Origin of the sequence: Streptomyces sp. BF23-19, from assembly GCF_041106355.1 — a bacterium.
Lineage (GTDB): Bacteria > Actinomycetota > Actinomycetes > Streptomycetales > Streptomycetaceae > Streptomyces > Streptomyces virginiae_A.
Genome location: NZ_JBGBPT010000014.1, coordinates 17,552 through 42,461, shown reverse-complemented (window position 1 = coordinate 42,461; position 24,910 = coordinate 17,552). Strand labels below are relative to the sequence as shown.

The window sequence follows — 24,910 nt, the reverse complement described above, 5'->3', positions numbered from 1 at the left end:
GCCATCCGTGACCGGACCACTAGGCTTGGGTTACTTAACGGTAGTTAGCATCACGCATCACCCTGGGGAGTGAGAGATCTTGGCGGGTTCTGCCGACTTCGACCTGTACCGCCCGGCCGAGGAGCACGACATGCTCCGCGAGTCGGTCCGCTCGCTCGCCGAGGCGAAGATCCTGCCGTTCGCGGCCGCGGTCGACGAGGAGTCCCGCTTCCCGCAGGAGGCCCTGGACGCCCTGGTCTCCAGCGACCTGCACGCCGTCCACGTGCCGGAGACCTACGGCGGCGCGGGCGCCGACGCCCTCGCCACCGTGATCGTGATCGAGGAGGTGGCCCGTGTCTGCGCCTCCTCCTCCCTCATCCCGGCCGTGAACAAGCTCGGCTCGCTCCCGGTGATCCTCTCCGGTTCCGAGGAGCTCAAGGCCAAGTACCTCGGCCCGCTGGCCAAGGGCGACGCGATGTTCTCGTACGCGCTCTCCGAGCCGGACGCGGGCTCCGACGCCGCCGGCATGAAGACCCGCGCCGTGCGCGACGGGGACTTCTGGGTGCTCAACGGCGTCAAGCGCTGGATCACCAACGCGGGCGTCTCCGAGTACTACACGGTCATGGCCGTCACCGACCCGGAGAAGCGCTCCAAGGGCATCAGCGCCTTCGTCGTGGAGAAGAGCGACGAGGGCGTGTCCTTCGGCGCCCCGGAGAAGAAGCTCGGCATCAAGGGCTCCCCGACGCGCGAGGTCTACCTGGACAACGTACGGATCCCCGCCGACCGCATGATCGGCGCCGAGGGCACCGGCTTCGCCACCGCGATGAAGACCCTGGACCACACCCGCATCACCATCGCGGCCCAGGCGCTCGGCATCGCCCAGGGCGCCCTGGACTACGCCAAGGGCTACGTCCAGGAGCGCAAGCAGTTCGGCAAGCCGATCGGCGACTTCCAGGGCGTGCAGTTCATGCTCGCGGACATGGCCATGAAGATCGAGGCCGCCCGCCAGCTCACCTACGCCGCCGCCGCCAAGTCGGAGCGCCTCGACGCCGACCTCACCTTCTTCGGCGCCGCGGCCAAGTGCTTCGCCTCCGACGTCGCCATGGAGGTCACCACGGACGCGGTCCAACTCCTGGGCGGCTACGGCTACACCCGCGACTACCCGGTGGAGCGCATGATGCGCGACGCCAAGATCACGCAGATTTATGAAGGTACGAACCAAGTGCAGCGCATCGTGATGGCGAGGAACCTGCCGTAGCAGGGTTTTCACAGGTCAGCTGCCTTCTCGGGTGATCGGGGAGAGGTGGTCGGCTTTCGGTCCGTTCGGGTCCGTTCCGGTTCGTTCCTGGGCATCATGCTGGGGGAATCCTGGGCGGAGACCGGGCGCGGAACGGGTGCTGACCTGCATGAACGAGAAGGCCCCCGGCGTGATGCCGGGGGCCTTTCGTGTGGGCTGTCCCAGGCGACTTCGTCTCGCTCGGTGGGGTCGTCCGCGCCGGGTGTCAGCATGCTTGCGATGGCGGCCCGTCCGCGCTGCTCGGCTCCTTCGAAGAGGTAGTGGTAGTGCTCGCGGAGCACGTCCGTGCTGCTGTGCCCCATCCAGTCGGCCACATCGTTCTCGGGGACGCCCGCGTTGAACCGTTCCGGGTTCGGTAGAGATCTCAGTTGTTGGGTGTGACCCGGGGTTTCGTGGTTGCTCGGTAGTGGTTGTTCTCGTATTCGACGGGTGGAACGTGGCCTATCTCACCGTGGAGTCGTCGGTGGTTGTACCAGTCGACGTACTCAGCAGTGGCGAGCTCGACGTCGGACAGCGTCTTCCACGGCCGTCGGGGTTTGATCAGCTCGGTCTTGAACAGGCCGATCGTGCTCTCCATCAGCGCGTTGATCCTTGCGGGATCCGGTGCGAGAAGACTGACAGTCGTAGGCGTCGCCGACCGATCCGATCGAGGCGGCGATACCGGCGGCGTCCAGGTGCTCGGCGAGCCGGAAACTCGTGTACTGCGACCAGGCGTCCGAGTGGTGGATCAACTCGCCTGGCTGAACAGGGTGTTGGTCGCGGTCGCGCTGCCAGATCGCCATCTCCAGGGCGTCCAGCACGAAGACCGTCTCCTTCACGGTGGCCGCGGACCAGCCGACGATCCGGCGGGAGAAGGTGCCCACGACGAACGCCACGCAGACGACGCCGACCCAGTCTTGACGAGGGTGAAGTCCGCGACCCAGCAGCGGTTCGGGGCACCGGCGACGAATTCCTGGTCCACAAGGTCCGGGGCCCGCTCGGTCTGGCCGCCGGGAGTCGTGGTGATCACACGCTTGCCGCGGACCGCTCCGGCGATAGCGAGTTCTCGCATGAGTCGCTCGACGGTGCAGCGAGCCACGGCCTGGCCCTGCCGGTTCAGCTCCCGCCAGATCTTCCTCGCCCCATAGACGCGGTAGTTGGTGTCGTAGACGTGCTGGACCAGCAGCTTCAGTTCACCGTCCCGCACGGTCCTGGCCGACGGTGCGGCCTGTCGCTTGTGGTGGGCGTAGTAGGTGCCTTAGGGCGGGCCCTTCGAGAAGCCCCGACCGGACCCGGCCGGGGCTTCTTCGTGCGGCGCATCGGCATGGCCGTCGCACACCCCCGGATGGGCTAAATTTGGACCCTCATATGCACAATCGGTTGGGGAGTACGCAATGACGGAAGCGATCCTGCTAGTTGGCGGGCAGGGCACGCGTCTGCGCCCCGTGACGGTGAACACCCCCAAGCCGATGGTTCCGGCAGCAGGTGTCCCCTTCCTCGCACACCAGATAGCCAGGGCCGCTGCCGCCGGCGTTACCCACATAGTGATGGCCACCTGCTACCTCGCCGAGGTCTTCGAGCCCTACTTCGGCGACGGATCGGCCTTCGGCCTCACCCTTGAGTACGTGGTCGAGGACGAGCCCCTCGGTACCGGCGGCGCCATCCGCAACGCCGCCCAGCGGCTGCACGGCGGCCCGGACTCCTCCGTCCTCGTCTTCAACGGCGACATCCTCACCGGCCTGGACATCGCCGGCCTGGTCGAGTCCCACAAGGCCGCCGACGCCGACGTCTCCCTGCACCTCGTCAGCGTCGAGGACCCCCGCGCCTTCGGCCTGGTCCCCACCGACTCCGAGGGGCGGGTGCTGGCCTTCACCGAGAAGCCGCAGACCCCCGAAGAGATCATCACCGACCAGATCAACGCCGGCTGCTACGTCTTCCGCCGCGATGTGATCGACTCCATCCCGGCCGGGCGCCCCGTCTCCGTCGAGCGCGAGACCTTCCCCGGTCTCCTCGCCTCCGGGGCCAAGCTGCACGGCGTCACCGAGAACACCTACTGGCTGGACCTCGGCAAGCCGGAGTCCTTTGTCCAGGCTTCCGCCGATCTGGTACGAGGCGTCGTGTCCTCCCCGGCCGTTCCCGGCCCCCGTGGTGAAGCCCTGGTGCTCCCGGGCGCCCATGTGGCGGACGGCGCGAAGCTTTCGGGAGGTACTGTGGTGGGCGCTGGTGCCCGGATCGAATCGGGCGCCGTCGTCCAGGGCTCCATCGTGCTGGACGGCGCGATCATCGGTCCGGACACGCACGTCAGCGCCAGCCTGGTCGGCGCCGGAGCCTCGGTGGGATCGCGCACAGTCCTGGACGGCGCGGTCATCGGCGACGGTGCGGTCGTAGGGGCTGACAACGAACTTCGCGCAGGGGCGCGGGTGTGGTGCGAGGCTGAACTGCCCGCGGCCGCAGTCCGCTTTTCCTCCGACCGGTGACCCCGGGCAGGGACGCGCGTACCGACCGACTTCAGTGAGGCATACCCCTGTGATAGGCGAGCAGCAGACTCCCCGCGCCACCGACATCGTGACCACCAAGCTCCCCGACGCGTGGGCGCAGACCCCGCTCACCGTGGTCATGCCCACGTACAACGAAGCCGGCAACCTGCCGGGCATGGCCGAGCTCATCATGGGCCTGGACCAGCCCGGCCTGCGCCTGCTGATCGTCGACGACTCCTCGCCCGACGGCACGGGCCGGATCGCCGACGAACTCGCTGAGGGCTACCTCACCGAGGACGGCGCCCCGCGCATGTCGGTGCTGCACCGCACGGCGAAGGACGGCCTCGGCCGCGCCTACGCCGCCGGCATGGCCAAGGCCGTCGAGGACGGCGCCGAGTACGTGCTCCAGATGGACGCGGACGGCTCCCACCCGGCCGGCAAGATCGCCGAGATGCTGGGCGTGGCCCTGTCCACCGGCGCCGGTCTCGTCGTCGGCAGCCGCTACGTCCCGGGCGGCACCCTGTCCGACGCGTGGGGCGCGCACCGCAAGCTGCTCTCCCGCTGGGCCAACGCCTACGCGAGCACCATCCTGGGCACCCGCGTGCGCGACATCACGGGCGGCTTCAACCTGTGGAGCGCCGAGGCGCTGCGCGCGATCGACCTGGCGTCGGTCGGCAGCGCGGGCTACAGCTTCCAGGTGGAGATGAAGTTCAAGGCGCTGCGCCGCGACTTCCAGGTGATGGAGGTCCCGATCCACTTCGAGGACCGCACCGTCGGCGAGTCCAAGATGAACCTCGCGGTCCAGCTGGAGTCCATCGCCATGCCGTGGAAGCTGCGCGCCCGCGCCGGCAAGCGCTGACCCGCTCTCCCGCTCTCACGGAAAATGGGGCACCCCCTCAGGGTGCCCCATTTTCCTTACACCGGGTCACTGGCCGCGGACGGTGACCTTCTCGTCGTTCTGGATCTCCTTCACCAGCTGCTGCACCTTCGCCTTGTCCCAGACGAGGTTGCCGCCGCGCTGGCCGGAGATCGGCATGTTCATCGAGACGCCGTCACCGCCGTTGATGCCCTTCATCGCGAAGAACATCTGGCCCATGTCCCACAGGCCCATGTCCTTGTCCACGATCAGCGTGTCCAGCCCGGCTCCCAGCATCGGGTACAGCGCGAACGGGTTCACGATCGTGGACGGCGTGGCCGCCTGGCTCGCCAGCGCGGACAGGAACTTCTGCTGGTTCTTCGTCCGTTGAAGGTCCGACTCGGCGAAGGCGTACCGGGTCCGTACGAAGGCCAGGGACTGCTCGCCGTTCAGGGTCTGCTTGCCGGCCTGGAAGTCGGCGCCGGACTTCTCGTCCTTGAAGCCCTTCTCGATGTCCAGCTCCACCCCGCCCAGCGCGTCCACGATGTTCGCGAAGCCGGCGAAGCCGATCTCCGCGTAGTGGTCGATCCGCAGGCCGGTGTTGTGCTCCACCGTCCGCACCAGCAGCTCCGGCCCGTCCTCCGCGTACGCCGCGTTGAGCTTGACCCGGCGCCCCTGCGCGGGGAACTTCTTGCCCGACTCGGAGCCGACGAAGGACGGGATCTCCACGTCCGAGTCGCGCGGCAGCGAGATCATCGTGTTCCCGCTGGAGCACTTGGCGAGGATCATCATCGAGTCGGTCCGCTTGCCCTCGGCCGAGCCCGTGTGCAGCTTCTTCTTCTCCTCGTCGGACATGCCCTCGCGGCTGTCGGAGCCCACGATCAGGTACGTCGTGCAGTCGCCCTCCTTCGGGCGCTCGATGACCTTGGAGAGGTCCACCTCGCGGCGCACCTTGGAGTCCGCCCAGAAGTAGGTGCCCACCGTCGTCACCAGCAGCGCGGAGACCAGCATGATCGAACCGATCTTGATCCGCCTGCCCCAGTCCGGCGCGTGGCCGGGCCCCGACGGTCCGGACGGTCCCGACGGCCGCTGCGGCGGCACACCCGGCCCGCCCGGTCCACCCGGCCCGCCCGGACTTCCGCCCGCAGGCGTCCCGTAGACCTGGCCGGTGTTGTAGCCGCTGTCGTACCCGCCGTCGTACCCGCCGTGCTGCTGTGGCGGGACCCCCGGCCGGCCGGGCTGCGGCTGCTGCGGCGGTCGCGGAGGCCTCTGCGGCTGCTGCGGCTGCCGCTGCACGTGCGGCATCCGCTGCGCGCCCTCCGGCCGCGCCTGCGCGCTGCCGCGCCCGTACCCGTCGTCCCGCCGATCCGGCCAGTCATTCATGTGCCCAAGGATGCCTGCCCGGGCGCGTCGTCCGACAGCCCGGGGGAGGATCCGTACCGGGCTGTTGCAGAGCTGATGCCTCCGGCGCGCATCTAAGGTGTCCGTATGACAGAAACACCGGGCGAGCTGCCCGGGAAGCCGATCTCGGCCTCCCGCACCACCCTGAGCCACATCATGACCGCCAACGACACCAACCTCCTCGGCTCGGTGCACGGCGGCGTGATCATGAAGCTGGTGGACGACGCGGCGGGCGCCGTGGCCGGCCGCCACTCCGGCGGCCCGGCGGTCACCGCGTCCATGGACGAGATGGCCTTCCTCGCTCCCGTGCGCGTGGGTGACCTCGTCCACGTCAAGGCCCAGTGCAACTGGACCGGCCGCTCCTCCATGGAGATCGGCGTACGGGTCCTCGCGGAGCGGTGGAACGAGTCCACCCCCGCCACCCAGGTCGGCAGCGCCTACCTCGTCTTCGCGGCCGTGGACGCCGAGGGCAAGCCCCGCCAGGTCCCGCCCGTCATCCCGGAGACGGAGCAGGACGAGCGGCGCTACCAGGAGGCCCAGATCCGCCGCACCCACCGCCTGGCCCGCCGCCAGGCCATCATGGCGCTGCGCGAGGAGCGCTCCGCCCAGGGCTTCGACGAAGAGTTCTGAGCGACACCGCACAGCCCAACGGCCCGGCGGTGAGTCCTGCCTCACTTTCGTCAACCGCCCGGGCCGCCCCGACAAGGGCCCCACGTAGACTCATGAGCTGACGTTCGGGCTCACCGGGCGAACCGACGTGACCCTTAACCCGGCTCAGCAGTGGAGAAGTTCCTCTATGTCGACGGTCGTACCCCTGGCGCCGGGCATCAGTTCGCCAACAGTGCCGCATCCCTCCCCGACGCCCGTCGCAGGTGGTACCGGCCGGCGCCCGCGGCTCCGGGCCCTGGACGGCCTGCGTCTGGTGGCCGCCCTCATGGTGGTCGCCTTCCACTGGACCGGCGTCAACCGCATGCCGGAGGTCTGGGACGGCGCGCCCCGGCAGCTGATGCCGGAACTGCACCGGTTCACCGCGTACGGCTTCCTCGGGGTTGAGCTGTTCTTCCTGATCAGCGGCTTCGTCATTTGCATGTCCTGCTGGGGCAAGACGCCCCGCCAGTACTTCAACTCCCGCGTCGTGCGGCTCCTGCCCGCCTACTGGGTCGCGATCATCCTCACGACCCTCGTGGTGAACTACGCGGCGACGGCGCGCAACCGACCTCATCTCAGCAAGACGGACGTGCTCTCCAACTTCACGATGCTCCAGTTGCCACTGGGTGTCACCGAGGTGGACCCCGTCTACTGGACCCTCTGGGTCGAACTGCGCTTCTACCTGCTGTTCGCCGTCGTCGTGGCGCTCGGCGTCACCTACCGCAGGGTGCTGGCCTTCTGCGGGATCTGGATGATCCTGTCCGTGGTCGCCGACAAGGCGGACAGTGCGCTGCTGAAGATGTTCGTCATGCCGGAGTACGCCCCGTACTTCATCGCCGGTATCGCCATGTTCCTGATCTATCGGTTCGGCACGAACTGGCTACTCCTGGGCGTCGTCGGGTTCTCCTGGCTGGTGGCCCAGCATCAGCTGCTGGGCACGAAGGGCAGTTACGAGTACGGCGTCATGCACTCGCTGAGCTGGAACGTGATGGCCGGCTTCTCCCTCCTTGCCTTCGGCGTGGTGCTGGCGGTGGCGATGGGTGCCTTCGACCGGATCCAATGGAAGTGGCTGACCGTCGCCGGCGCCCTCACGTACCCCGTGTACCTGCTGCACCAGGAGATCGGATTCGCTCTGATCCGCTGGGCCCGCAACCACGGTATGGGCGTCGGAGCGACCCTGCTCGCCGTGCTTGCCTGCGTACTCCTGTTGTCGTGGATCGTGCACCGCTACGCCGAGCGGCCGCTGTCGGCTCTCATGAAGCGCATGCTCGACGCCCCCGGCATCTTCCCGCTGAGGGCCGACCCGCCGGTGCGGGACCGCGCCGCAGACCGCGAACGGAACTCGAACGACATGGCAGGTTCCTCCCGATGACGACCCATACCCTGCCTTCCCCGACCGGCCGCCCCGCCTCCGAGGCGGCCTCGGACGACGCAGCGGGCCACCGGGGCGCTTCGCGCACACCGCGCTCGGCCCGCTTCGACTGGCTGTGGGCCGCCGTGCTGACCCTCGCGGTCGCCACCGTGGGCAGCGACAACCCCCAGCTCTGGCGCGACGAGCTCGCCAGCTGGAACGCCGCGATACGCAGCACCGGCGACCTGATCGGGATGCTGGGCCATGTGGACGCCGTCTCGGGCCTCTACTACCTGCTGCTGCACGGCTGGATATCCGTCTTCGGCGACTCCGAGGTCATGCTCCGGATGCCCTCGGCGATCGCCATGGCCGGCGCCGCCGCCTTCGTCGTGCTGACCGCCCGCATGCTGTTCGACCGCCGCACCGCCGTCTTCGCCGGCCTGCTCTTCGCCCTGCTCCCGTCCGTCTCTCGGTACGGCCAGGAGGCCCGCTCCTACGCCTTCGTCGTGCTCGCGGTCACCGCCGCGACCTGGCTGCTGATGCGGGCGCTGGAGCGGCCGACCCCGCGGCGCTGGGCCCCGTACGCCCTCGCCGTGGCGGCCGCCGGACTGTTCCACATCGTCTCCCTGCTCTTCCTGCTGCCGCACGCCCTGATCGTGCTCCTGCGCTGGTGGCACGACCGGCACGGCCGCACCGTCATCGCCTACGCGGTGACCGTCGTCGTCAGCTTGCTCCCGGTGATCCCGCTGGTGCTGCTGGGACAGCGCCAGGTCGGCCGCCAGATCAGCTGGATCAAGACCCCGCACCTGCGCAGCATCGCCGACGTGTGGGACGCCCTCTTCGGCTCCCCGCTCATCGCGCTCGCCGTCGCGGCGATGGCGCTGCTCCCGCTCGCGTGGAGTCGCGGCCGTCGGCCCGCCGCGGAGCTCGCGCTCGTCGGCGCGGCCCCGATCGCGGCCGCCTGGGTGGTCTCGCAGGGCAGCACCTCGTACTTCATGGACCGCTACCTGCTCTTCACCATGCCCGCCTGGGCGGTCCTCGCCGCCGCCGGTCTGGCCGCCCTCAGGCCCCGGCCGCTCGGGGTGGCCGGCCTGGCTGCGGTGATCCTCCTCGGCCTTCCCGACCAGCGCCAGATCCGTACGGAGACGATCAAGGCCGGCCGCGAGGGCGAGGAGGCCGCGGCGGTCATCGCCAAGGGCTACCGGCCGGGTGACGGCTTCGTACCGGTCCGGGGCGCCGACAGCGTGTACATGACCGATTTCCAGGTCGAGTACTTCCTGCCGGAGCGGGTCGAGCTCCGCGACGTGTTCGCGCAGCGCTCGGCCGTGGCGAACGACGACCTGTTCCCGGTGGAGTGCGAGCAGCCCGAGCAGTGCCTCGGCACCACCCAGCGGGTGTGGGTGGTCACGTGGAGCGGTACGAAGAACCCGTACCACAAGCTCCCGGAGGCACAGGCCGAGGCGCTGGAGAAGCACTACAAGCTGGTCGAGACGAAGAAGGTCCACGGCCTCCAGGTCTCCCTGGTGGAGCGCGTCCGCTAGACGGCTGGACGCCCGGCCGGGGCTACATCCCGCAGACCACCTCGTCGCCCGTGACCACCCCGAAGGTGCCCTGGTACGGGTCCTCGGCGCGCACCGGCACCACCTTGCGGTAGTCCGCCCCCGCGACCACCACGACCGTCCGGCCCTGGCCCGCCACCGCCCGCAGCTCGCTGCCCGGCAGCGCGGTCGCCACCGACCGGGCGGAGCGGTCCCAGCGGGGGTCGTACGTGATCACCGTGCGCTTGACCTCGCGGCTCGCGCCGTTGCCCGGGGCCCGGGTGGTGTCGAAGCCGGTGGCCCGCAGCGCGGCGTCGACCCGTCCGCCCAGTCCGTCGATCCGGGTGCCGTTCTCCACCTGGACCCGGACCTGGCGCGGGGGCACGTCCACGGCCACCGCCGCGGGCGGACCGCCTTCGGCCTTCCCGGGCCGCGCCGGAGCCAGCGGCCGGTCCTGGCGCAGCGCCTCGAACAGCTTGGCCGCCTTCGGCTCGTCCCACTTCACGGTGGACCCGATGCCCTTCACCGGGAAGGAGGGGCTGCCGATGGGCACCGAGGCGAACTCCGAGGAGGACGGGGTGAAGTCCCGCATCGCCTGTCCGAGGGCCAGCATCTGCTCCGAGCCGAAGTCCTTGTCGGCCCGGACGGAGCCGAGAAGGGTGGAGCTGACCTCCTTGAACTTCACCGGGTTCAGCAGCACCCCGCCTCCGGTCGCCTGTTTGATCAGGGCGGCGACGAACCGTTGTTGGCGCTGCATCCGGCCGAGGTCGGAGGCCCCGTCGACATGGCGCGAACGCACGTACTGCAGGGCCTGGCCACCGCTGAGGCGGTGGCTGCCGGGCAGCAGGTCGAGGCCGGTGTTGCGGTCCCGCATGGTCTTGGCCGTGCAGATCTCCACGCCGCCCATCGCGTCGACCGTCTTCATGAAGCTGGTGAAGTCGACCTCCAGGTAGTGGTCGATCTTCACCCGGGTCATGTTCTCCACGGTCCGCACGGTCAGGTTGGGCCCACCCTCCGCGTACGCCGCGTTCAGCCGCACGGGATGGGCCTTGTGGGCCTTGCCCGAGACGAGGTCCCGGTGGGCGGGCACCTCGGCGTAGCTGTCGCGGGGCAGGCTGATCACACTGGCGCGCTCCTTGTCCGCCGACAGGTGCACGAGCATGATCGTGTCCGTGCAGTGGCAGGGCGCGCCGCCCAACCGGTACTCGCGCTTCTCCTCCGGGGAGACCTTCTCCCGCCCGTCCGTGCCCACCAGCAGGAAGTTGAGGCCGTGTCCGGCCTGCGGGCGGTTCTTCATGTCCTTGAACGGGTCCACCCGCTCGATCCCGGTGTCCAGGCCGGTCATCACGGCGTGCCCGACGGCCCCGGAGCCGAGCACCGCCACCGACAGGCCGGCCGCCAGCCGGACCCCCCACCGGGGCCGCCCGTCCCGGCGCCGGGCGGGACCGCCTCCGCCGCGTCGGGCGCGCTGCGGTCGGGGCGGCCCGTCAGGACGGGCGGGACGGTGCGGCTGGGGCACGGGGGACACCTCCGCGGGGGGCAGCAGGGAGACCGGCCGGGGCACTGGCCGGATCAGCTGATTCGGCAGAACAGTAGGCCCATACGATCAGCAGCTGTCCTTACCGATCGCTCGGCGCGCACCCGGTTCCCCCGTACGCGGTAACGTGACACCGATACCCGACCTTGAAGGACCACATGCCCGCCCAGCAGCCCGCAGTCTCGGTGATCATGCCGGTGCTCGACGAGGAGCACTACCTCCGCGATTCCGTCCGCCACATCCTGGAACAGGAGTACGCGGGCGAGATGGAGGTGGTGATCGCGCTCGGGCCGTCCACGGACCGCACCGACGAGATCGCCGCCGAACTCGTCGCCGAGGATCCCCGAGTCCACACCGTCCCGAATCCCACCGGCCGGACCCCGGCGGCCCTCAACGCCGCCATCAAGGCCTCGCGTCACCCGATCGTGGTGCGCGTCGACGGCCACGGCATGCTTTCGCCGAACTACATCGCCACCGCCGTCCGCCTCCTGGAGGAGACCGGCGCCCAGAACGTCGGCGGCATCATGCACGCCGAGGGCGAGAACGCCTGGGAGGAGGCCGTCGCCGCCGCGATGACCTCGAAGATCGGTGTCGGCAACGCGCCGTTCCACACCGGCGGCCAGGCGGGACCGGCCGAGACGGTCTACCTCGGAGTCTTCCGCCGCGAGGCGCTGGAACAGCAGGGCGGCTACAACGAGGAGTTCATCCGCGCCCAGGACTGGGAGCTGAACTTCCGTATCCGCGAAGCCGGCGGTCTGATCTGGTTCTCGCCGGAGCTGATGGTCCAGTACCGCCCGCGGCGCTCCGTACGAGCCCTGGCCAAGCAGTACAAGGACTACGGCCGCTGGCGGCACGTGGTGGCCCGCTACCACTCGGGCTCCATCAACCTGCGCTACCTGGCCCCGCCGACCCTCGTCTGCGCGCTCGCCGCGAGCGTGGTCGTGGGCGCGACCGTCACCCCCCTGGGCTTCGTCCTCCCGGCCGGCTATCTCGCGGCGATCACCGCGGGCTCCGTACCGGCGGGCAAGGGACTCGGGATCAAGGCTCGGGCGCAGATCCCCGTCGCCCTGGCGACCATGCACCTGAGCTGGGGCTTCGGCTTCCTGACCAGCCCGCGGGCACTGGCGAACAAGGTCATCGCGAGTCGCCGTCCGGCCGTGCGGCGGGACTCCTCGCAGGTCTGAGACGTACGAAGGGGCCCGGCCCGGAGGCTGCGGATCGTCGCAGTCGCCGGGCCGGGCCCCTTTCGTGTGCGCGCTACCAGGTGAAGCCGGGCTGGATCGGCATGCAGGCGCCCTCGTTGTCGCCGTTGAGGGCGTGGGCCGAGGTCGGGGCCACGGTCGGGGCGGGCGGCGGCGGGGTCGGCGCGTTGCCGGTCCGCCAGTCCTTGCCGACGTACAGGGTGATCCCGGAGACCTCCTCGGACTTCTGCACCGCGGTGGCGGGCAGGCCCAGGGCGGTGGCCACGGCGCCCGCGTCGGCCGCCTGGGCGTCCGTGGCGTAGCGGACCACCGTGGTGTCCTCGGCGCCGGTCTGGTTGTCGGCGGTGGCCTTGGTGAAGCCCTTGCCGGTCAGCAGCGCGGCCACGTCGTTCGCCCGATTCTTGACCCGGGTCTCGGCGCCGTCCTTGCCGCTCGTGGCGTTGCGGACGGAGACCGCGATCTTCGCGGGAGCCGCGGCGGGCGCCGTGCTCGGAGCGGTGCTCGGGGTACCCGGAGCCGTGCTCGGGGTGCCCGGGGTCGCGGAGGCGCCCGGTGAGGGGGACGCGCCGCTCTCCGGGGTCCCGTTGCCCTTGCCGTCGAGCGCGATGTCCTCGCGGACCATCCGGAAGACGGCCTCGGCCTCGGTCGCCATGGGCTCGACCCGACCGTCCAGGCCGGGCTTGGTGCTGTAGACCCAGGGCATGGTGGTCATGGTGATCCGGCCCGGGGGCACCTTCTTGAGCTCCATGCTCAGGTCGTACAGCTTGTCGATCTTGTTCAGGCCGGTGTCCACGACCATGGCGTCGATGGCCGCCTGCGCCAGGCTGTTGAGCTTCACCGGGTTGGTGAGCTTGGCGTTCTTGCGGAACTCGCGGGCCATCGACGTCATGTACTGGTGCTGCGCGTGGGTGCGGCCGATGTCGGTGCCGTCCTCGAAGCCGTAGCGGGTGCGCAGCCACTGCAGGGCCTGCTCGCCCTGGATGACGCTCGTGCCCTTCGGCAGCTTCAGGCCGGAGCCCTTGCCGTCCCGGGTGCGGGAGTGGACGTTCTCCTCGACGCAGACCGGGACGCCGCCGATGGCGTCCGCCATCGAGACCACGCCCTTGAAGTCGATCATCATGAAGTGATCGACGGGGATCTTGGTCAGTTCCTGCCAGGCGGCGACCGTGCAGCCCGGACCGCCGCGCTGCAGGGACTCGTTGGTCTGGACGAGGCCCTTGCTGGCGGGGTGCACCTTGCCGCCCGGCTCGGTGCACTTGGGCATCATCAGCATCGTGTCGCGCGGCATCGAGACCACCGACATGTTGCTGCGGTCGGCGGACAGGTGCAGCAGCATCTGCACGTCCGCCAGCGGCGGGCCGTCGAAGGTGTCCGTGGCCCCGCCGAGGGCCTGGTTCGCCGCGTCGTCGCGCGCGTCGGAGCCGATCAGCAGGATGTTCAGCGGGGTCTGCCCGAAGGCGTTGGGCTTGGAACCGCCCAGTTTGGTCTCACCGAGGTTCAGCGCGTCCGTATGGATGCTGCCGTTCAGGTGCTGGTAGTACAGGTATCCGGCGCCCGCCGTCCCGAGTATCAGCAGGGACAACACGGAAGCCGTCCAGCGCAGCACGCGCCGTCTGCCCTGTCTGCGGGGACGGCCGCCGTCCGAACGGCGAGCCGCTCCGGAGCCGCCCCGCTGTGGGGGCACCGTGCCGGACGCGCCCGCCCCGCCGCCGGATATCTCCCCGGCGGCCTGGGCGTTCGCCCCCTCCCCTCGCACGCTGCTGCGCCTCACACGTCCCCCTCAAGGTCCTTCTTGGTCAACGGAGTGCCGGTGTCACCGGCAGATCCCTGCTACTTGGCGCAGATCGCCTTGTCGGCCTGCGCCCGCTGCACGTCCTCGGGCAGCTGTTGGGGCACCGGGGCCGCCAGCGGGGCGCCCGGCTTGGCGAAGTCCGGACCCAGCGTCAGCTTCATCGGGGTCTTCGCCGAGGCGTCCGCCGTCCCCACCTTCAGCGCGGTCGCGGGCAGGCCCATCATGTCCGCCAGCGCCCGAGCCTGGTCGGCCTGGTTGGGGGCGTACTCCAGCTGCGTGGCGCCGACCTTCGAGGGTGCGTTGCCGTCGTTGCTGGACTTGGACACGCCCTTGCTGTTCTGCAGCCAGTTCAGCGTGGTGGAGGCGGAGCCCTTGGGGCCGCCGCCGTTGTAGACGCTCACCCGTACGTCCGCCGCGGCCGCGCGGTTGCCCTGGAGCAGGGCGTCCTGCTTGGCCTTCGCGTCCGCGTCGGCCGCCTCCTTGGCGGCCTGTTCCTTCTTCTCGACCTCCGTGAGCGAGACGTCCCCCCGGATCATCTGCAGCAGCGGGTCGGCCAGGGACTTCTCGACGACGACGGTTGCCTTCTTGCCTTCCGGTTCGGCCGGATTGTCCTTCACGGGCAGGGTGGTGAAGGTGATGTTCTTCGTGTCGATGCCCTTCAACTCGCCCGCCAGATCGGTGAGTTTGCCGATGGACCCGATCCCCGAGTCCACGCCCAGCGACTTGGTGGCGGCCTCCGCGAGGGAGAGGAACTTCTTGGGGCTGGTCAGCGTCTCCTTCGACTTCATCTCGCGCATCATCGAACCCAGGAACTGCTGCTGGATCCTGATCCGGTCGAGGTCGCTGTTGTTGCCGAAGCCGTGCCGGGTCCGGACGAAGGCGAGGGCCTGTTCGCCCTCCAACCGGTGTTCGCCGGCGTCCAACTTGAGGTGGGAACCCTCCTCGTCGTTGACGGCCTTGTCCAGGCACACCGGTACTCCGCCGACCGCCGTGCTCAGCGTCTTGACGGCGTTGAAGTCGGCCATCATGAAGTGGTCGACCTCGATGCCGGTGAGTTCCTTGACCGTTCGCATCGTGCAGCCCGCGTCCCGGCCCTCCTGGCCCAGGCTGGTGTTGAAGCGGGTGCCCTTGGTCGGTGCGATCGTCTTCGTCGATCCGTCCGGCTGTTTCGTCGGGCAGGCCGGGATGTCGGTGATCAGGTCACGGGGGATGGAGAGCGCGGTCGCGTTCGTCCGGTCCTTCGACACGTGGAACAGGATCGTGGTGTCGGCGTGGCCGACGCTGTCCTTGTCCCCGTAGTTCTCGTTGCCCGCGCCGGTGCGCTTGTCGGTTCCGATCACCAGGATGTTGATGGCCTGGTCCTTCTTGAAACCGCCGGTGCCCGCGCCCGCCACGTCGGTGACGCTGAGGTTGCCGTTCAGGTGGTCGTAGTAGAGGTACCCCGCCACGGCGCCGCCGACCAGCAGGAACGCCAGGACGCCTCCGGTGATGGCCAGCGCCTTCTTACGGCCGCCACCGCCGAGCTTGCGGGAGCGCCCGCCGCGCCGGCCGCCCGGAGGCGGGTCGCCCCGCCGCGGCCGCGGTACCCCGGGGGCGGGCTTGGTCGGCGTCGAGGGAGCAGACGGCGATCTGCGGGGTGCGCTGACCTTGGGCCGCGCTTGCGCGGCGGAGTCGGCCAGTCGCAGTTCGTAGTTGCCGGTGCGGGGATTGAGTACCCACTGGTCTGCGGGGTCGATTTCGTCCGCCCGCCCACGGCTTTGCGCATCCACGGTTGCTCGAATCCTCCGTCGGTGCCTCGCGACGCGCCTCCCCCAGGCGCACGGTCAACGATCCGGCTGCTGGTGCCCGCCTCTGGTCCGGCCGGGCACCGGATCGCTCACCCTATCCGCCCTGTTCGGCGGCAAACCATGCTGGTGACAAATTCCACTCCCCTTATAACGGGGCGAACCGCCCATCCCACTCGGTTCGGTCACCGGCTTTTGGGATTGCTTTACCGGCAGTCGGCCTTGCCCGCAGTCGTTCCGGTGAAAGTAGGGACGGGTACCTGAGGTGTGACGGTTCCCTCGTCCGTGGAGTCCGTGTCCGAACCGGCCTCCGTGTCCGCCCCGGCGGCCTCGGCCGGAGCCGCGGTCGGGGTGGGCTTCGGCGGGGCGACCGTGACCGGCTTGTCCGTCCGCAGCTGCTGGAACAGCCGCTCCGCGTCGGGCTCGACCAGCTCGTCCCGGTTCGGGTCGGGTGCGTAGGGCTTGCGGGGCACCGTCAGGAACTTGACCTGATGGGTCGGGATGTCCCGCATGCCCCGCACGAGTTCGTACAGGCCGCGCAGCGAGGCCAGTCCCGGGTCCGTGGTCACCGAGGAGGTCGCCGCGTCCAGCAGCGGGTACAGCCGGGTCGGATTGAGCAGCACCCCGTTGCTCTGCACCTTCTTGACGAGCGATCCGAGGAACTGCTGCTGCCGGTCCATGCGTTCGGTGTCACTGCCGTTGCCCAGGCTGTGGCGGGCGCGGACGTAGCCCAGCGCCTGCTCGCCCCGGAGGATCTGGCGGCCGGCGGCGAGCCGCAGCTTGGCCTCGGAGTCGTTCACCGGGTCCTTGAGGCAGACCTCCACCCCGCCGATGGCGTCGACCATCTTCTTGAACCCGCCGAAGTCGATCACCATGTGATGGTCGATCCGGATCCCGGTGAGCTTCTCCATCGTACGGATCGTGCAGGCGGCCCCGCCCCACTGGAACGCCCAGTTGAACTGGGAGAACCGCGCGGCGGTGCGGCTCCCGTCCGGCTGCAGGCAGGAGGGGATGTCCGTCATCAGGTCGCGGGGGATCGACACCGCGGTCGCGCTCCGGCGGTCCTGCGGCAGGTGCAGCAGGATCGTGGTGTCCGAGCGCTGGGTGCCCCCGTCCTGCCCGTACCGGGCGTTGTCCTTGCCGGAGCGCGAGTCCGAGCCGATCAGCAGGATGTTCTGGGCCCCGGTGGCCAGGTGCGCAGGGCGCTCGCGCTCGTAGCGCCTCAGCTCGGCCGCGGCCGAGGTGTCCTCGGTGATGTTCCCGTCGAGCTTGTTGTAGAGCCACCAGCCGGTGGCCGTACCCGCCAGGACCAGGAAGACCGCTCCGAGGCCGATCCATCGCAGCAGGCGGCGCCGACGCCCGCGGCTGCGCGGGGTCCGCCCCGGACCCCCGGCCGCGGTGCCGCCCGGTATGCCTGCGCTGTCCGTCACTGGCGTCCGTCCCCTCGCCGCTACGACTGCGGGCCGTCAGCCGTACGGGTGAGCACGGCCACTGCCGATGCTGCCCCGGGGTCGCCGGAGCAGCCCGGGGGCGGGGCCTTGTCTAGGGCCATGCGGGTGACAAATCGCCCGTACCTGCCCTTCACCAGTGTGGGGGACAGGCCTCCGGGCGGCGATCAGACGGCGGGCGGCGATCAGACGGTGTGGGTGACGCGCTCGCTCTCGCTGCGCTGGGCCAGCCCGGCCGCCGGGAGCCGGTCCAGGTTCCGGCACAGCACCACGGACCCGCCCGAGGCGAGCGCGGCGTACAGCCCGGCCGAGAGGCCCTCCCAGGTGTCGTAGCCGAGCCCGGTCAGCACGCGCGAGCCCTCGCCGAGGCCGAGCTTCGCCGCGTCCTCGCGGGCGCGGGCCACCAGCCGGGCCTGCGTGAGCTCCCCGCCGTCCACGACCAGCGCCGGGCCCTCGGGATCCACCGGCACGAAGGGCGCGAAGCGGTCGCCCTGCCCCGGTACCTCCACGGCGTAGTCGGCGAACCCGGCCGGCGGCTGCGGGAACCGTCCGCCCAGTGGCCGCAGCGCGAGCGCCACCCGCTCACCGCCGCACGCCAGGGCCGACTCCAGGGTGTCCGGCCCGCTGACGACGAGATCCGCACCGGCCGGGTCCTCGCCGATCTCCGCGACGACCCCGACGGACGCGCAGGCGAGCAGCCACACCGCGCTCTGCCAGTGCGCCGGGAGCATCAGCGCGAGCCGGTCCCCGGGCTCGGCCCCCAGGTCGCCCTGGAGCAGATTGGCGGTCTTGGCCACCCAATTGGCGAAGGTCGCGACGGACAATTCGACGCGCTCGCCGGTGGCATCGTCGTAGAAGGTGACGAGCGGGCGGCCCGGATCGGCGGCGAGCGCGGATCGCAGCAGGTCGGCAGGGGTGCGGTCAGTGGCGTTCACCCGGCACAGCGTACGCGGGCCCGTCCCCCGTACGGGGGCGGCCGGCTCCTCCGTACGGGGGAGGGGCACACGCGGCGCGTCGGACGGAGCGTCAGTTCTCGGATGGCGAGCGGCCGTCCGCGTGTTCACCATCCTTTTCATGCGTGGATTCCTTGCTTCCTCGATCGGCGTCGCGACGGCCGCCGTACTGGCCCTGCCCCTCGCGCTCCCCACTCCCGCCCTGGCCGAGACCGCCCCCGTAACCCCCGCCGGGTCCACCCAATCGCTGCCGCTCGTCCCGCTGGGACCCTCGGCGACACGGACGCCCGGAGTCCCCGGAATGAGCGCCTCCGCGGGCCGCCCCGAGACGCAGGGCCTCACCACCCGCGAGGTCAAGACGTTCTCGCTGGTCGGCGTGGTCTGGGACGACGCGACCACCGAACTGCACGGCCGGGTCCAGGTGCGGACCCGCTCCACCCGGACCGCCACCTGGTCGGACTGGCAGGACGTCGAGACCCACAACGGCGAGCACGCCGCCGACCTCGACGCGGCGGAACGCGGCTCGCGGCAGATCCGCGGCGCCACCGCCCCGCTGTGGGTGGGCGAGTCCGACGCCGTGGAGGTCCGCGTCCAGGCCGAACCCGGCGCTCCCACCACCCGAGCCCCCTCCCGGCTGCCCACGGGCATGCGGATCGAACTCGTCGACCCCGGCGCGGACACCCCCACCACGGGGTCCGACGGCAAGAACACAGGCCCGGACGGCGACGGCAAGGGCGAGGTGGCGGTGCCCGCCATGTCGATGGGGACGGCCGAGGCCTCCGCGGCGAACGTCCCGCACGCCTCGCTCGGCGCGAACGAGATCACCGCACTCGACAAGGCCGACTCCACCGCCGACGCCGTCTTCGCGAGCGACGGCGAACTGACCGCGGCCGCCGCCCCGTACATCGGCCCGCGCCCGCGGATCGTCACCCGCAGGGGCTGGGGCGCGGACGAGGGCCTGCGCGAGTCGGGCTTCGTCTACACGAGCACGGTCAAGGCGGCCTTCGTCCACCACAGCGCCTCCGGCAACAACTACGCCTGCAAGGACGCCCCGGCGGTCCTGCGCAGCCTGTACCGCTACCACGTGATCAGCAACGGCTGGCGGGACTTCGGCTACAACTTCGCCGTCGACAAGTGCGGCACGGTCTACGAGGGCCGCGCGGGCGGCGTCTCCAAGGCGGTCCTCGGCGCGCACACCATGGGCTTCAACACCAACAGCATGGGCGTCGCGGTGCTGGGCACCTTCACCTCCACGGCCCCACCGGCGGCGGTGGTCGACTCCGTCGCCCGCCTCACGGCCTGGAAGCTCGGCCTCTTCGGCCGGGACCCGCGCGCGAAGACCACCCTGACCTCGGGCGGGGGCAACCTCTTCCCCAAGGGCAAGAACGTGTCGATGAACGTCATCTCCGGCCACCGGGACGGCTTCGCCACCCAATGCCCGGGCACGAAGCTCTACGGCAAGCTCCCCACGACCCGCACGACCTCGGCCAAACTCCAGGGCCGGCCGTAGTACCCGGCGACGCGTAGGGGCGGCAGCGGCCGAATGCAGCCCCGCCGGCGCTTGAGGCGCGGGGTCCGGGGCGGAGCCACCGGGGGTGGCGCCCGCCGCGGCGCTACGCTCGGGGCATGGCCGGCCGCTTCGATCCCCTCACCCGCGCCGCCGTCCGCGGCGGCCGGACCGACGTACCCGCCGGCCGCGCCGCCACCGGCGCCGCCACCGCCTCCGGGGCCAAGGAACGCCGCTGGACCCCCGACGGCCCCGTCGACCTCGGGCTCGTCCTCGGCCCGCTGCGCCGCGGCCCCGGCGACCCCACCTTCCGCACCACCCCCGACGGCTCCGTCTGGCGTACCGGCCGCAGCCCCGAGGGCCTCGCCGCCACCCTGCGCGTCTTCGGGACCGGCCCGGAGGTCACCGCCGAGGCCTGGGGCCCCGGCGCCGACTGGTTCCTCGAACAGCTGCCGGCGCTCCTCGGCGCGGGCGACGACCCCGCCGCCTTCGTGCCCCGCCACCGCCTCGTGCACGCCAGCCACCGCCGCCGGCCCGGCCTGCGCCTCACCCGTACCGGCCTCGTCCTCGAATCGCTGATCCCCACGGTCCTGGAGCAGAAGGTCACCGCCGACGAGGCCTACCGCGCCTGGCGCCGGCTCGTCCGGCAGTACGGCGAGCCGGCACCGGGCCCCGGCCCGGAGCTGTACGTCCTGCCCGAGGCACGCACCTGGGCCATGATCCCGTCCTGGGACTGGCACAAGGCCGGGGTCGACGCCAAGCGCTCCGCCACCATCGTGCGGGCGGCCCGCGTGGCGAACCGCCTGGAGGAGGCGGCCGCTATGGACCTGCCCGAGGCCGTACGCCGACTGGAGGCCGTCCCCGGCATCGGCCCGTGGACCTCCGCCGAAACCCTCCAGCGCAGCAACGGCGACCCCGACGCGATCACCACCGGCGACCTCCACCTGCCCGGCATCATCGGCTACGCCCTCGCGGGCGACCGCGACGCCGACGACGCCGCCATGCTGGAGCTGCTCGCCCCGTACGCGGGCCAGCGCCACCGCGCGGCCCGCCTCGTCCTCCTCGCGGGCCGCACCCCGCCCCGCCGCGCGCCCCGTATGCCGCGCGGCGACATCGGCCGCCTCTGAGTCCTGTCGTCAGGCGCCCCGCCACGCCGGACCGGGGTCCGCCCGGCAGGGCAGGGCGGACCGCCGATCCGCCGGGCTCGCCGCAGGCGTCACCGCACCTCGATGAAGTCCGCCGCGGAGCGTCCCGGCCGGTCCGCCGGGGCCGCCGCCGGGTGGCCGACCGCCACCGTTCCCATCGGGTCCCAGTCCTGCGGCAGCTCCAGCACCTCGCGCACCACGTCCCGACAGAACATCGTCGAGGAGACCCACGCCGACCCCAGCCGCTCCCCGGCCAGTGCCACCAGCAGGTTCTGCACGCCCGCGCCCATCGCGACCACGAACATCTCCCGCTCCGCCGTGTCCCGCCGGGCGTGCCCGTAGTGGTGCGCGCCGTCCGTCACCAGACACGGCACCACCAGGTACGGGGCGGCCCGCAGCACGTCCCCGCGCCTGACCCGCTTCGCGACGGACTCCTCGGACTTGCCGTCCGCCCGCAGGTCCGCGATCCACGCGTCCCGCATCGCGTCCAGCAGCCGCACCCGGGAGGCCTCGGACTCCAGCAGGACGAACCGCCACGGCGTCGTGTGGTGCGGGGCCGGGGCCGTCACGGCCGCCGCCACCGCCCGCCGTACCGCGCCCGGGTCCACCGGCTCGGACGTGAAGGCCCGTACGGTGCGGCGCTGCGTCACGGCTTCCCGTACCGCCTCCGAGGTCCCCAGCCGGAACATGTCGTCGGCGGGGGAGCGCACCAGGTCCCGGGCCGAGGAACCCTCGCCCAGGACGTGGGCCAGCCCGCGCACGACGGCCACCGGCAGCCCGGTCGCCTTGCCCTTGACCAGGTCACCGGCGGCGGCCAGCTCGTCGGCCGTGGCCACCACGGTCGCGCTCAGCGGGTTGCCGTGGGCGTCCGTGCCGCCGCGCAGGTCGTCCAGGACCCGCACCCCGGCCGAGCCGATCGCCACGTCCGTCAGTCCGGTGCGCCACGGCCGCCCGAAGGTGTCCGTCACGACCACGCCCACGTCCACCGACAGGGTGTCGCGCACGCCCGCGCGGATCGCGGCGGCCGAGCCGTCCGGGTCCTCGGGCAGCAGCAGCACCGTGCCGGGGGCGGTGTTGGAGGCGTCCACCCCGGCGGCGGCCATCACCAGGCCCTGCCGGGTCTCGACGATCCGCAGCGGACCCCGGCGCGCGACCACCCGTACGGTCTCGGCGTCGATCGCGGCCTCACGCGACTCGGCGTGCACGATCCGGCCCTCGGCCTTGGAGACGATCTTCGAGGTGACCAGCAGGACGTCCCCGTCCCGCAGGTCGGGGGCGGCCGTCGTGATCAGCTTCGCCAGGTCGTCGCCCGGCCTGACCTCCGGGATCCCGTCGAGCGCCCGCACCTCGTACGCGGGCACCCGCGTCACCGGGAGGCCTCCGCCAGCTCCAGCGCGGCGCGGGCCATCTCCGCGGTGGCCTCCACGTCGGTCATCATCAGCGGCACCGCGCGGCAGGTGATCCCGGCGGCCTCGACCTCCGCGACGGCGTCCGCGTCGGAGGTGTCCACGAGCCAGCCGTCCAGCAGCCCGGTCCCGTAGTGCAGGGCGACCGCGGCGGCGGTGGACTCGACGCCCACCGCGGCGAGCACCTTGTCGGCCATCCCGCGCACGGGTGCGCCCCCGACGATGGGGGAGAGACCGATGACGGGCGCCCCGGCGGAGGCCACGGCGTCCCGGATGCCGGGGACGGCGAGGATCGTGCCGACGGAGACCACGGGGTTGGACGGCGGGAAGATGATCACGTCGGCGGCGGCGATGGCCTCCAGCACACCGGGGGCGGGCTTGGCCTGCTCGGCCCCCACGGGTACGACGGCCTCCGCGTCCACCGAGGCGCGCAGCCGGACCCAGTACTCCTGGAAGTGGATGACGCGGCGCTCGCCGGTGCCGGCCTCGGTGATCGCGACGTGGGTCTCGACCCGGTCGTCGGACATGGGCAGCAGCCGGACGCCGGGCTGCCAGCGGTCGCAGAGGGCCTCGGTGACGGCGCTCAGCGGGTAGCCCGCGCCGAGCATCTGCGTACGCACGATGTGGGTGGCGAAGTCGCGGTCGCCGAGGCCGAACCAGGTGGGTCCGACCCCGTACGCCGCGAGTTCCTCCTTGACGGTGAAGGACTCGTCGCTGCGACCCCAGCCCTGGTCCTCGTTGATGCCACCGCCGAGGGTGTACATCACCGTGTCCAGGTCGGGGCAGACCTTGAGCCCGAAGAGGTGAATGTCGTCACCGGTGTTGCCGATGACCGTGATGTCCGCGTCGGGCACCGCCGACTTGAGTCCGGACAGGAACCGGGCGCCGCCTATACCGCCGGCCAGAACAACAATGCGCATACAGACAGTCTGTCAGCCGAAGGCTGTCGTCGAGGGGTGGTGGTCGGGTGACGGGTGGGACTGTCAGCCGAAGGCTGTCGTCGAGCGGTGGTGGTCGGGCCGATCGAGGTCAGGCGGGTACGGACGCGGATTCGGCCGGGGAGCAGCTGTGCATCGGCATCGCGGTCAGGCCGGGGAAGTAGACGTGCAGGCTGACCGCGCCGTCGAGGGTGTCGTTGACGACCTCGTGGGCGTGGCCGGGGGCCAGGACGCGCTGGGTGCCGGGGCGGTGGGTGGTGCGGCCGCGGGGGGTGTGCTCGGTGAGCTCGCCCTGCAGGACGGTCATGACGCCGGAGGAGGCGCCGTGGTCGTGCGGGCCGCTGCCCTGGCCGGGGACCCAGCTGAGCAGCCAGACCTCGTACCCGGGGCCGGTGCGCAGCCGGTGGTACCAGCGGGTGGTGGCGTCGTACTCGACGAGGTGCTCCCAGGAGGCGCGGTCCTCGGCGATGGAGCGGGCGAGGCCGGCGAACTCGGCGACGGTGGCCGGGTGTTCCCGGGCGGGCTGGAGCAGGTGCTGGACGGCGAGGATGTCGCCGGCGATCTGGAGGTCGCTCTCGACCGTGGCGGGCGCGACGGAAGCGGCGGCGGAGGCGGCGGGAGCGGTGGGGGTGGCGCTGTTCGTGCTGTTCATCGTGGGGGTACCTCGACGGATGTCAGTCGTGCTGGCGGTTGCTGCGGGGGCGGGCCGGAGCTCTGAGGAGCCGGGGCTCCGCGGGCATCAACAGCTGCAACAGCAACAGCGAACCTGGGCAGCGCACAGGAACCCACGAATGGGGGTCCGGGTGGCGGCTGCGGGCGCTGACATGCGAACAAGGAGAACGGCTGGGGGGCCTGACTGTCAACCCAATGTCCGGTTTGGGGCAAAAGTTTCACCTCATCCGGTTACCGTGCCCGGAGAAAGGTTTGTGCAGTGTGCGCCAGGGGATGTGGCGCTGTGTCGGCGCTCAAACCAGATCCCGACTTCCGTGACCTGAATGTGATCTGCGCCGCTTCTCCGGCCGGACCGCAACCCCGCCCGGAGGTGGCACGTGGAATACGGGTAAAGGCGGCATCCTGTGGTGCCGGTGGCATGTGTCACGATTTTTGGCGATATGAACACTTTCTGCATAGGCTTGGTTCCGCAGAGTGAATAAGGGGCCCAATAGCAGATCTCGGCTTGACTGCCCCGGAGCCACGCACTTGTAATTTCACTCGTGTCGTTACGTAGCAATCAGTGACGGCATCGTCACGGGGACGCACAGACAGAGCGAGGGGCGCACATGACCGAGCTGTTTCAGGAACTGCTGGTCGAGGAGGCGGACGAAGAGCTCGGGTGGCAGGAGCGCGCTCTGTGCGCCCAGACCGACCCCGAGTCCTTCTTTCCCGAGAAGGGCGGCTCCACCCGCGAGGCCAAGAAGGTCTGCCTCGCCTGCGAAGTCCGCTCCGAATGCCTCGAGTACGCCCTCGCCAACGACGAGCGATTCGGCATCTGGGGCGGTCTGTCCGAGCGGGAACGCCGCCGCCTGAAAAAGGCAGCGGTCTGAAACGGTCGGCGCACCACCGCCGGGGCACCTACCGCACATCGCACGACATATCGAACGCACCACGGCACGTACCGCAGAACCGGCAGCACGGGACGACGAGCGCGACACACAGCACGGCACACGGTCCG

22 protein-coding genes are annotated in these 24,910 nt (G+C 71.0%); 10 read left to right on the top strand and 12 right to left on the bottom strand.

What is annotated here, in order from left to right; genetic code table 11:
* The first annotated feature begins 79 nt into the window (after positions 1–79).
* The gene (locus AB8A24_RS10935; RefSeq protein WP_328963121.1) at positions 80–1,237 is read left to right on the top strand and encodes an acyl-CoA dehydrogenase family protein; all 1,158 of its coding nucleotides are present in this window, start codon (positions 80–82) and stop codon (positions 1,235–1,237) included.
* 403 nt (positions 1,238–1,640) lie between these two features.
* On the opposite strand, the gene AB8A24_RS10930 is transcribed toward AB8A24_RS10935, so the two are convergent.
* Genes AB8A24_RS10930 through AB8A24_RS10920 form a run of 3 tightly spaced genes read right to left on the bottom strand, consistent with a single transcriptional unit; the run spans position 1,641 to position 2,462 of the window.
* A complete protein-coding gene (locus tag AB8A24_RS10930) occupies positions 1,641–1,853 on the bottom strand; it encodes an IS3 family transposase (RefSeq protein WP_369475422.1) in 213 nt (70 codons plus the stop codon).
* Entirely contained in the window at positions 1,762–2,151 is a 390-nt protein-coding gene (locus tag AB8A24_RS10925) for a DDE-type integrase/transposase/recombinase (protein ID WP_328963122.1), read from the bottom strand. The genes AB8A24_RS10930 and AB8A24_RS10925 overlap by 92 nt, the downstream gene beginning before the upstream one ends.
* Complete coding sequence (locus tag AB8A24_RS10920; RefSeq protein ID WP_369475421.1) at positions 2,091–2,462, bottom strand: IS3 family transposase; 372 nt, start codon at positions 2,460–2,462, stop codon at positions 2,091–2,093. Before AB8A24_RS10920 ends, AB8A24_RS10925 begins: the two co-directional genes overlap by 61 nt.
* A gap of 187 nt (positions 2,463–2,649) precedes the next feature.
* Here AB8A24_RS10920 and AB8A24_RS10915 point away from each other — a divergent pair, with 187 nt between their 5' ends.
* Both AB8A24_RS10915 and AB8A24_RS10910 read left to right on the top strand, forming a co-directional pair.
* On the top strand, positions 2,650–3,732 hold the full coding sequence (locus tag AB8A24_RS10915; RefSeq protein WP_030763613.1) for an NDP-sugar synthase: 1,083 nt from the start codon (positions 2,650–2,652) through the stop codon (positions 3,730–3,732).
* Between the two features lie 49 nt (positions 3,733–3,781).
* Positions 3,782–4,591, top strand: a complete 810-nt coding sequence (locus AB8A24_RS10910) for a polyprenol monophosphomannose synthase (RefSeq protein WP_328963123.1) — start codon at positions 3,782–3,784, stop codon at positions 4,589–4,591.
* A gap of 66 nt (positions 4,592–4,657) precedes the next feature.
* On the opposite strand, the gene AB8A24_RS10905 is transcribed toward AB8A24_RS10910, so the two are convergent.
* Positions 4,658–5,971 (bottom strand): LCP family protein, encoded by a 1,314-nt coding sequence (locus tag AB8A24_RS10905; RefSeq protein WP_369475420.1) that lies wholly within the window; start codon positions 5,969–5,971, stop codon positions 4,658–4,660.
* Positions 5,972–6,076: 105 nt separating this feature from the next.
* Between AB8A24_RS10905 and AB8A24_RS10900 the strand changes: the two genes are divergently transcribed.
* The 3 genes from AB8A24_RS10900 (at position 6,077) to AB8A24_RS10890 (ending at position 9,529) form a co-directional block, all read left to right on the top strand.
* Entirely contained in the window at positions 6,077–6,619 is a 543-nt protein-coding gene (locus AB8A24_RS10900) for an acyl-CoA thioesterase (protein ID WP_328963125.1), read from the top strand.
* A gap of 166 nt (positions 6,620–6,785) precedes the next feature.
* Positions 6,786–8,009 (top strand): acyltransferase, encoded by a 1,224-nt coding sequence (locus AB8A24_RS10895; RefSeq protein ID WP_328963126.1) that lies wholly within the window; start codon positions 6,786–6,788, stop codon positions 8,007–8,009.
* Positions 8,006–9,529, top strand: coding sequence for a glycosyltransferase family 39 protein (locus AB8A24_RS10890; protein ID WP_369475419.1), 1,524 nt, complete (start codon positions 8,006–8,008; stop codon positions 9,527–9,529). Before AB8A24_RS10895 ends, AB8A24_RS10890 begins: the two co-directional genes overlap by 4 nt.
* 22 nt (positions 9,530–9,551) lie before the next feature.
* On the opposite strand, the gene AB8A24_RS10885 is transcribed toward AB8A24_RS10890, so the two are convergent.
* A complete protein-coding gene (locus AB8A24_RS10885; protein WP_369475418.1) occupies positions 9,552–11,045 on the bottom strand; it encodes an LCP family protein in 1,494 nt (497 codons plus the stop codon).
* Between the two features lie 176 nt (positions 11,046–11,221).
* Here AB8A24_RS10885 and AB8A24_RS10880 point away from each other — a divergent pair, with 176 nt between their 5' ends.
* On the top strand, positions 11,222–12,247 hold the full coding sequence (locus AB8A24_RS10880) for a glycosyltransferase family 2 protein (RefSeq protein WP_266392073.1): 1,026 nt from the start codon (positions 11,222–11,224) through the stop codon (positions 12,245–12,247).
* A 73-nt stretch (positions 12,248–12,320) separates the two neighbouring features.
* Here the strand turns inward: AB8A24_RS10880 and AB8A24_RS10875 are convergent, their stop codons facing one another.
* The 4 genes from AB8A24_RS10875 to AB8A24_RS10860 form a co-directional block, all read right to left on the bottom strand.
* Positions 12,321–14,036, bottom strand: a complete 1,716-nt coding sequence (locus tag AB8A24_RS10875) for an LCP family protein (RefSeq protein ID WP_369475417.1) — start codon at positions 14,034–14,036, stop codon at positions 12,321–12,323.
* Between the two features lie 59 nt (positions 14,037–14,095).
* Positions 14,096–15,826: an LCP family protein gene (locus tag AB8A24_RS10870; RefSeq protein WP_328963131.1), complete on the bottom strand. Its 1,731-nt coding sequence runs from the start codon at positions 15,824–15,826 to the stop codon at positions 14,096–14,098.
* A gap of 221 nt (positions 15,827–16,047) precedes the next feature.
* On the bottom strand, positions 16,048–17,271 hold the full coding sequence (locus AB8A24_RS10865; protein ID WP_369475416.1) for an LCP family protein: 1,224 nt from the start codon (positions 17,269–17,271) through the stop codon (positions 16,048–16,050).
* Between the two features lie 203 nt (positions 17,272–17,474).
* Positions 17,475–18,224: a TIGR03089 family protein gene (locus AB8A24_RS10860; RefSeq protein WP_328963133.1), complete on the bottom strand. Its 750-nt coding sequence runs from the start codon at positions 18,222–18,224 to the stop codon at positions 17,475–17,477.
* Positions 18,225–18,363: 139 nt separating this feature from the next.
* Here AB8A24_RS10860 and AB8A24_RS10855 point away from each other — a divergent pair, with 139 nt between their 5' ends.
* Positions 18,364–19,752 (top strand): peptidoglycan recognition protein, encoded by a 1,389-nt coding sequence (locus tag AB8A24_RS10855; RefSeq protein ID WP_328963134.1) that lies wholly within the window; start codon positions 18,364–18,366, stop codon positions 19,750–19,752.
* Between the two features lie 116 nt (positions 19,753–19,868).
* Positions 19,869–20,876, top strand: a complete 1,008-nt coding sequence (locus AB8A24_RS10850) for a DNA-3-methyladenine glycosylase 2 family protein (RefSeq protein WP_328963135.1) — start codon at positions 19,869–19,871, stop codon at positions 20,874–20,876.
* 89 nt (positions 20,877–20,965) lie between these two features.
* Here the strand turns inward: AB8A24_RS10850 and AB8A24_RS10845 are convergent, their stop codons facing one another.
* The 3 genes from AB8A24_RS10845 to AB8A24_RS10835 form a co-directional block, all read right to left on the bottom strand.
* The gene (locus AB8A24_RS10845) at positions 20,966–22,264 is read right to left on the bottom strand and encodes a coenzyme F420-0:L-glutamate ligase (RefSeq protein WP_328963136.1); all 1,299 of its coding nucleotides are present in this window, start codon (positions 22,262–22,264) and stop codon (positions 20,966–20,968) included.
* Positions 22,261–23,220 carry a 2-phospho-L-lactate transferase gene (cofD, locus tag AB8A24_RS10840; protein ID WP_266484226.1) on the bottom strand — a complete coding sequence of 320 codons (960 nt, stop codon included), beginning with the start codon at positions 23,218–23,220 and terminating at the stop codon, positions 22,261–22,263. The genes AB8A24_RS10845 and cofD overlap by 4 nt, the downstream gene beginning before the upstream one ends.
* Before the next feature lie 109 nt (positions 23,221–23,329).
* Positions 23,330–23,890: a cysteine dioxygenase family protein gene (locus tag AB8A24_RS10835; protein WP_328963137.1), complete on the bottom strand. Its 561-nt coding sequence runs from the start codon at positions 23,888–23,890 to the stop codon at positions 23,330–23,332.
* Positions 23,891–24,518: 628 nt separating this feature from the next.
* Here AB8A24_RS10835 and AB8A24_RS10830 point away from each other — a divergent pair.
* Positions 24,519–24,782 carry a WhiB family transcriptional regulator gene (locus AB8A24_RS10830; protein ID WP_003983763.1) on the top strand — a complete coding sequence of 88 codons (264 nt, stop codon included), beginning with the start codon at positions 24,519–24,521 and terminating at the stop codon, positions 24,780–24,782.
* Positions 24,783–24,910: the final 128 nt, after the last annotated feature.

Excerpts from the sequence above, each read along its gene's own strand:
- AB8A24_RS10930 (WP_369475422.1), bottom strand. The coding sequence starts at position 1,853 with ATGGAGAGCACGATCGGCCTGTTCAAGACCGAGCTGATCAAACCCCGA.
- AB8A24_RS10915 (WP_030763613.1), top strand. The coding sequence starts at position 2,650 with ATGACGGAAGCGATCCTGCTAGTTGGCGGGCAGGGCACGCGTCTGCGC.
- AB8A24_RS10905 (WP_369475420.1), bottom strand. The coding sequence starts at position 5,971 with ATGAATGACTGGCCGGATCGGCGGGACGACGGGTACGGGCGCGGCAGC.
- AB8A24_RS10900 (WP_328963125.1), top strand. The coding sequence starts at position 6,077 with ATGACAGAAACACCGGGCGAGCTGCCCGGGAAGCCGATCTCGGCCTCC.
- AB8A24_RS10895 (WP_328963126.1), top strand. The coding sequence starts at position 6,786 with ATGTCGACGGTCGTACCCCTGGCGCCGGGCATCAGTTCGCCAACAGTG.
- AB8A24_RS10890 (WP_369475419.1), top strand. The coding sequence starts at position 8,006 with ATGACGACCCATACCCTGCCTTCCCCGACCGGCCGCCCCGCCTCCGAG.
- AB8A24_RS10880 (WP_266392073.1), top strand. The coding sequence starts at position 11,222 with ATGCCCGCCCAGCAGCCCGCAGTCTCGGTGATCATGCCGGTGCTCGAC.
- AB8A24_RS10855 (WP_328963134.1), top strand. The coding sequence starts at position 18,364 with ATGCGTGGATTCCTTGCTTCCTCGATCGGCGTCGCGACGGCCGCCGTA.
- AB8A24_RS10850 (WP_328963135.1), top strand. The coding sequence starts at position 19,869 with ATGGCCGGCCGCTTCGATCCCCTCACCCGCGCCGCCGTCCGCGGCGGC.
- cofD (WP_266484226.1), bottom strand. The coding sequence starts at position 23,220 with ATGCGCATTGTTGTTCTGGCCGGCGGTATAGGCGGCGCCCGGTTCCTG.
- AB8A24_RS10835 (WP_328963137.1), bottom strand. The coding sequence starts at position 23,890 with ATGAACAGCACGAACAGCGCCACCCCCACCGCTCCCGCCGCCTCCGCC.
- AB8A24_RS10830 (WP_003983763.1), top strand. The coding sequence starts at position 24,519 with ATGACCGAGCTGTTTCAGGAACTGCTGGTCGAGGAGGCGGACGAAGAG.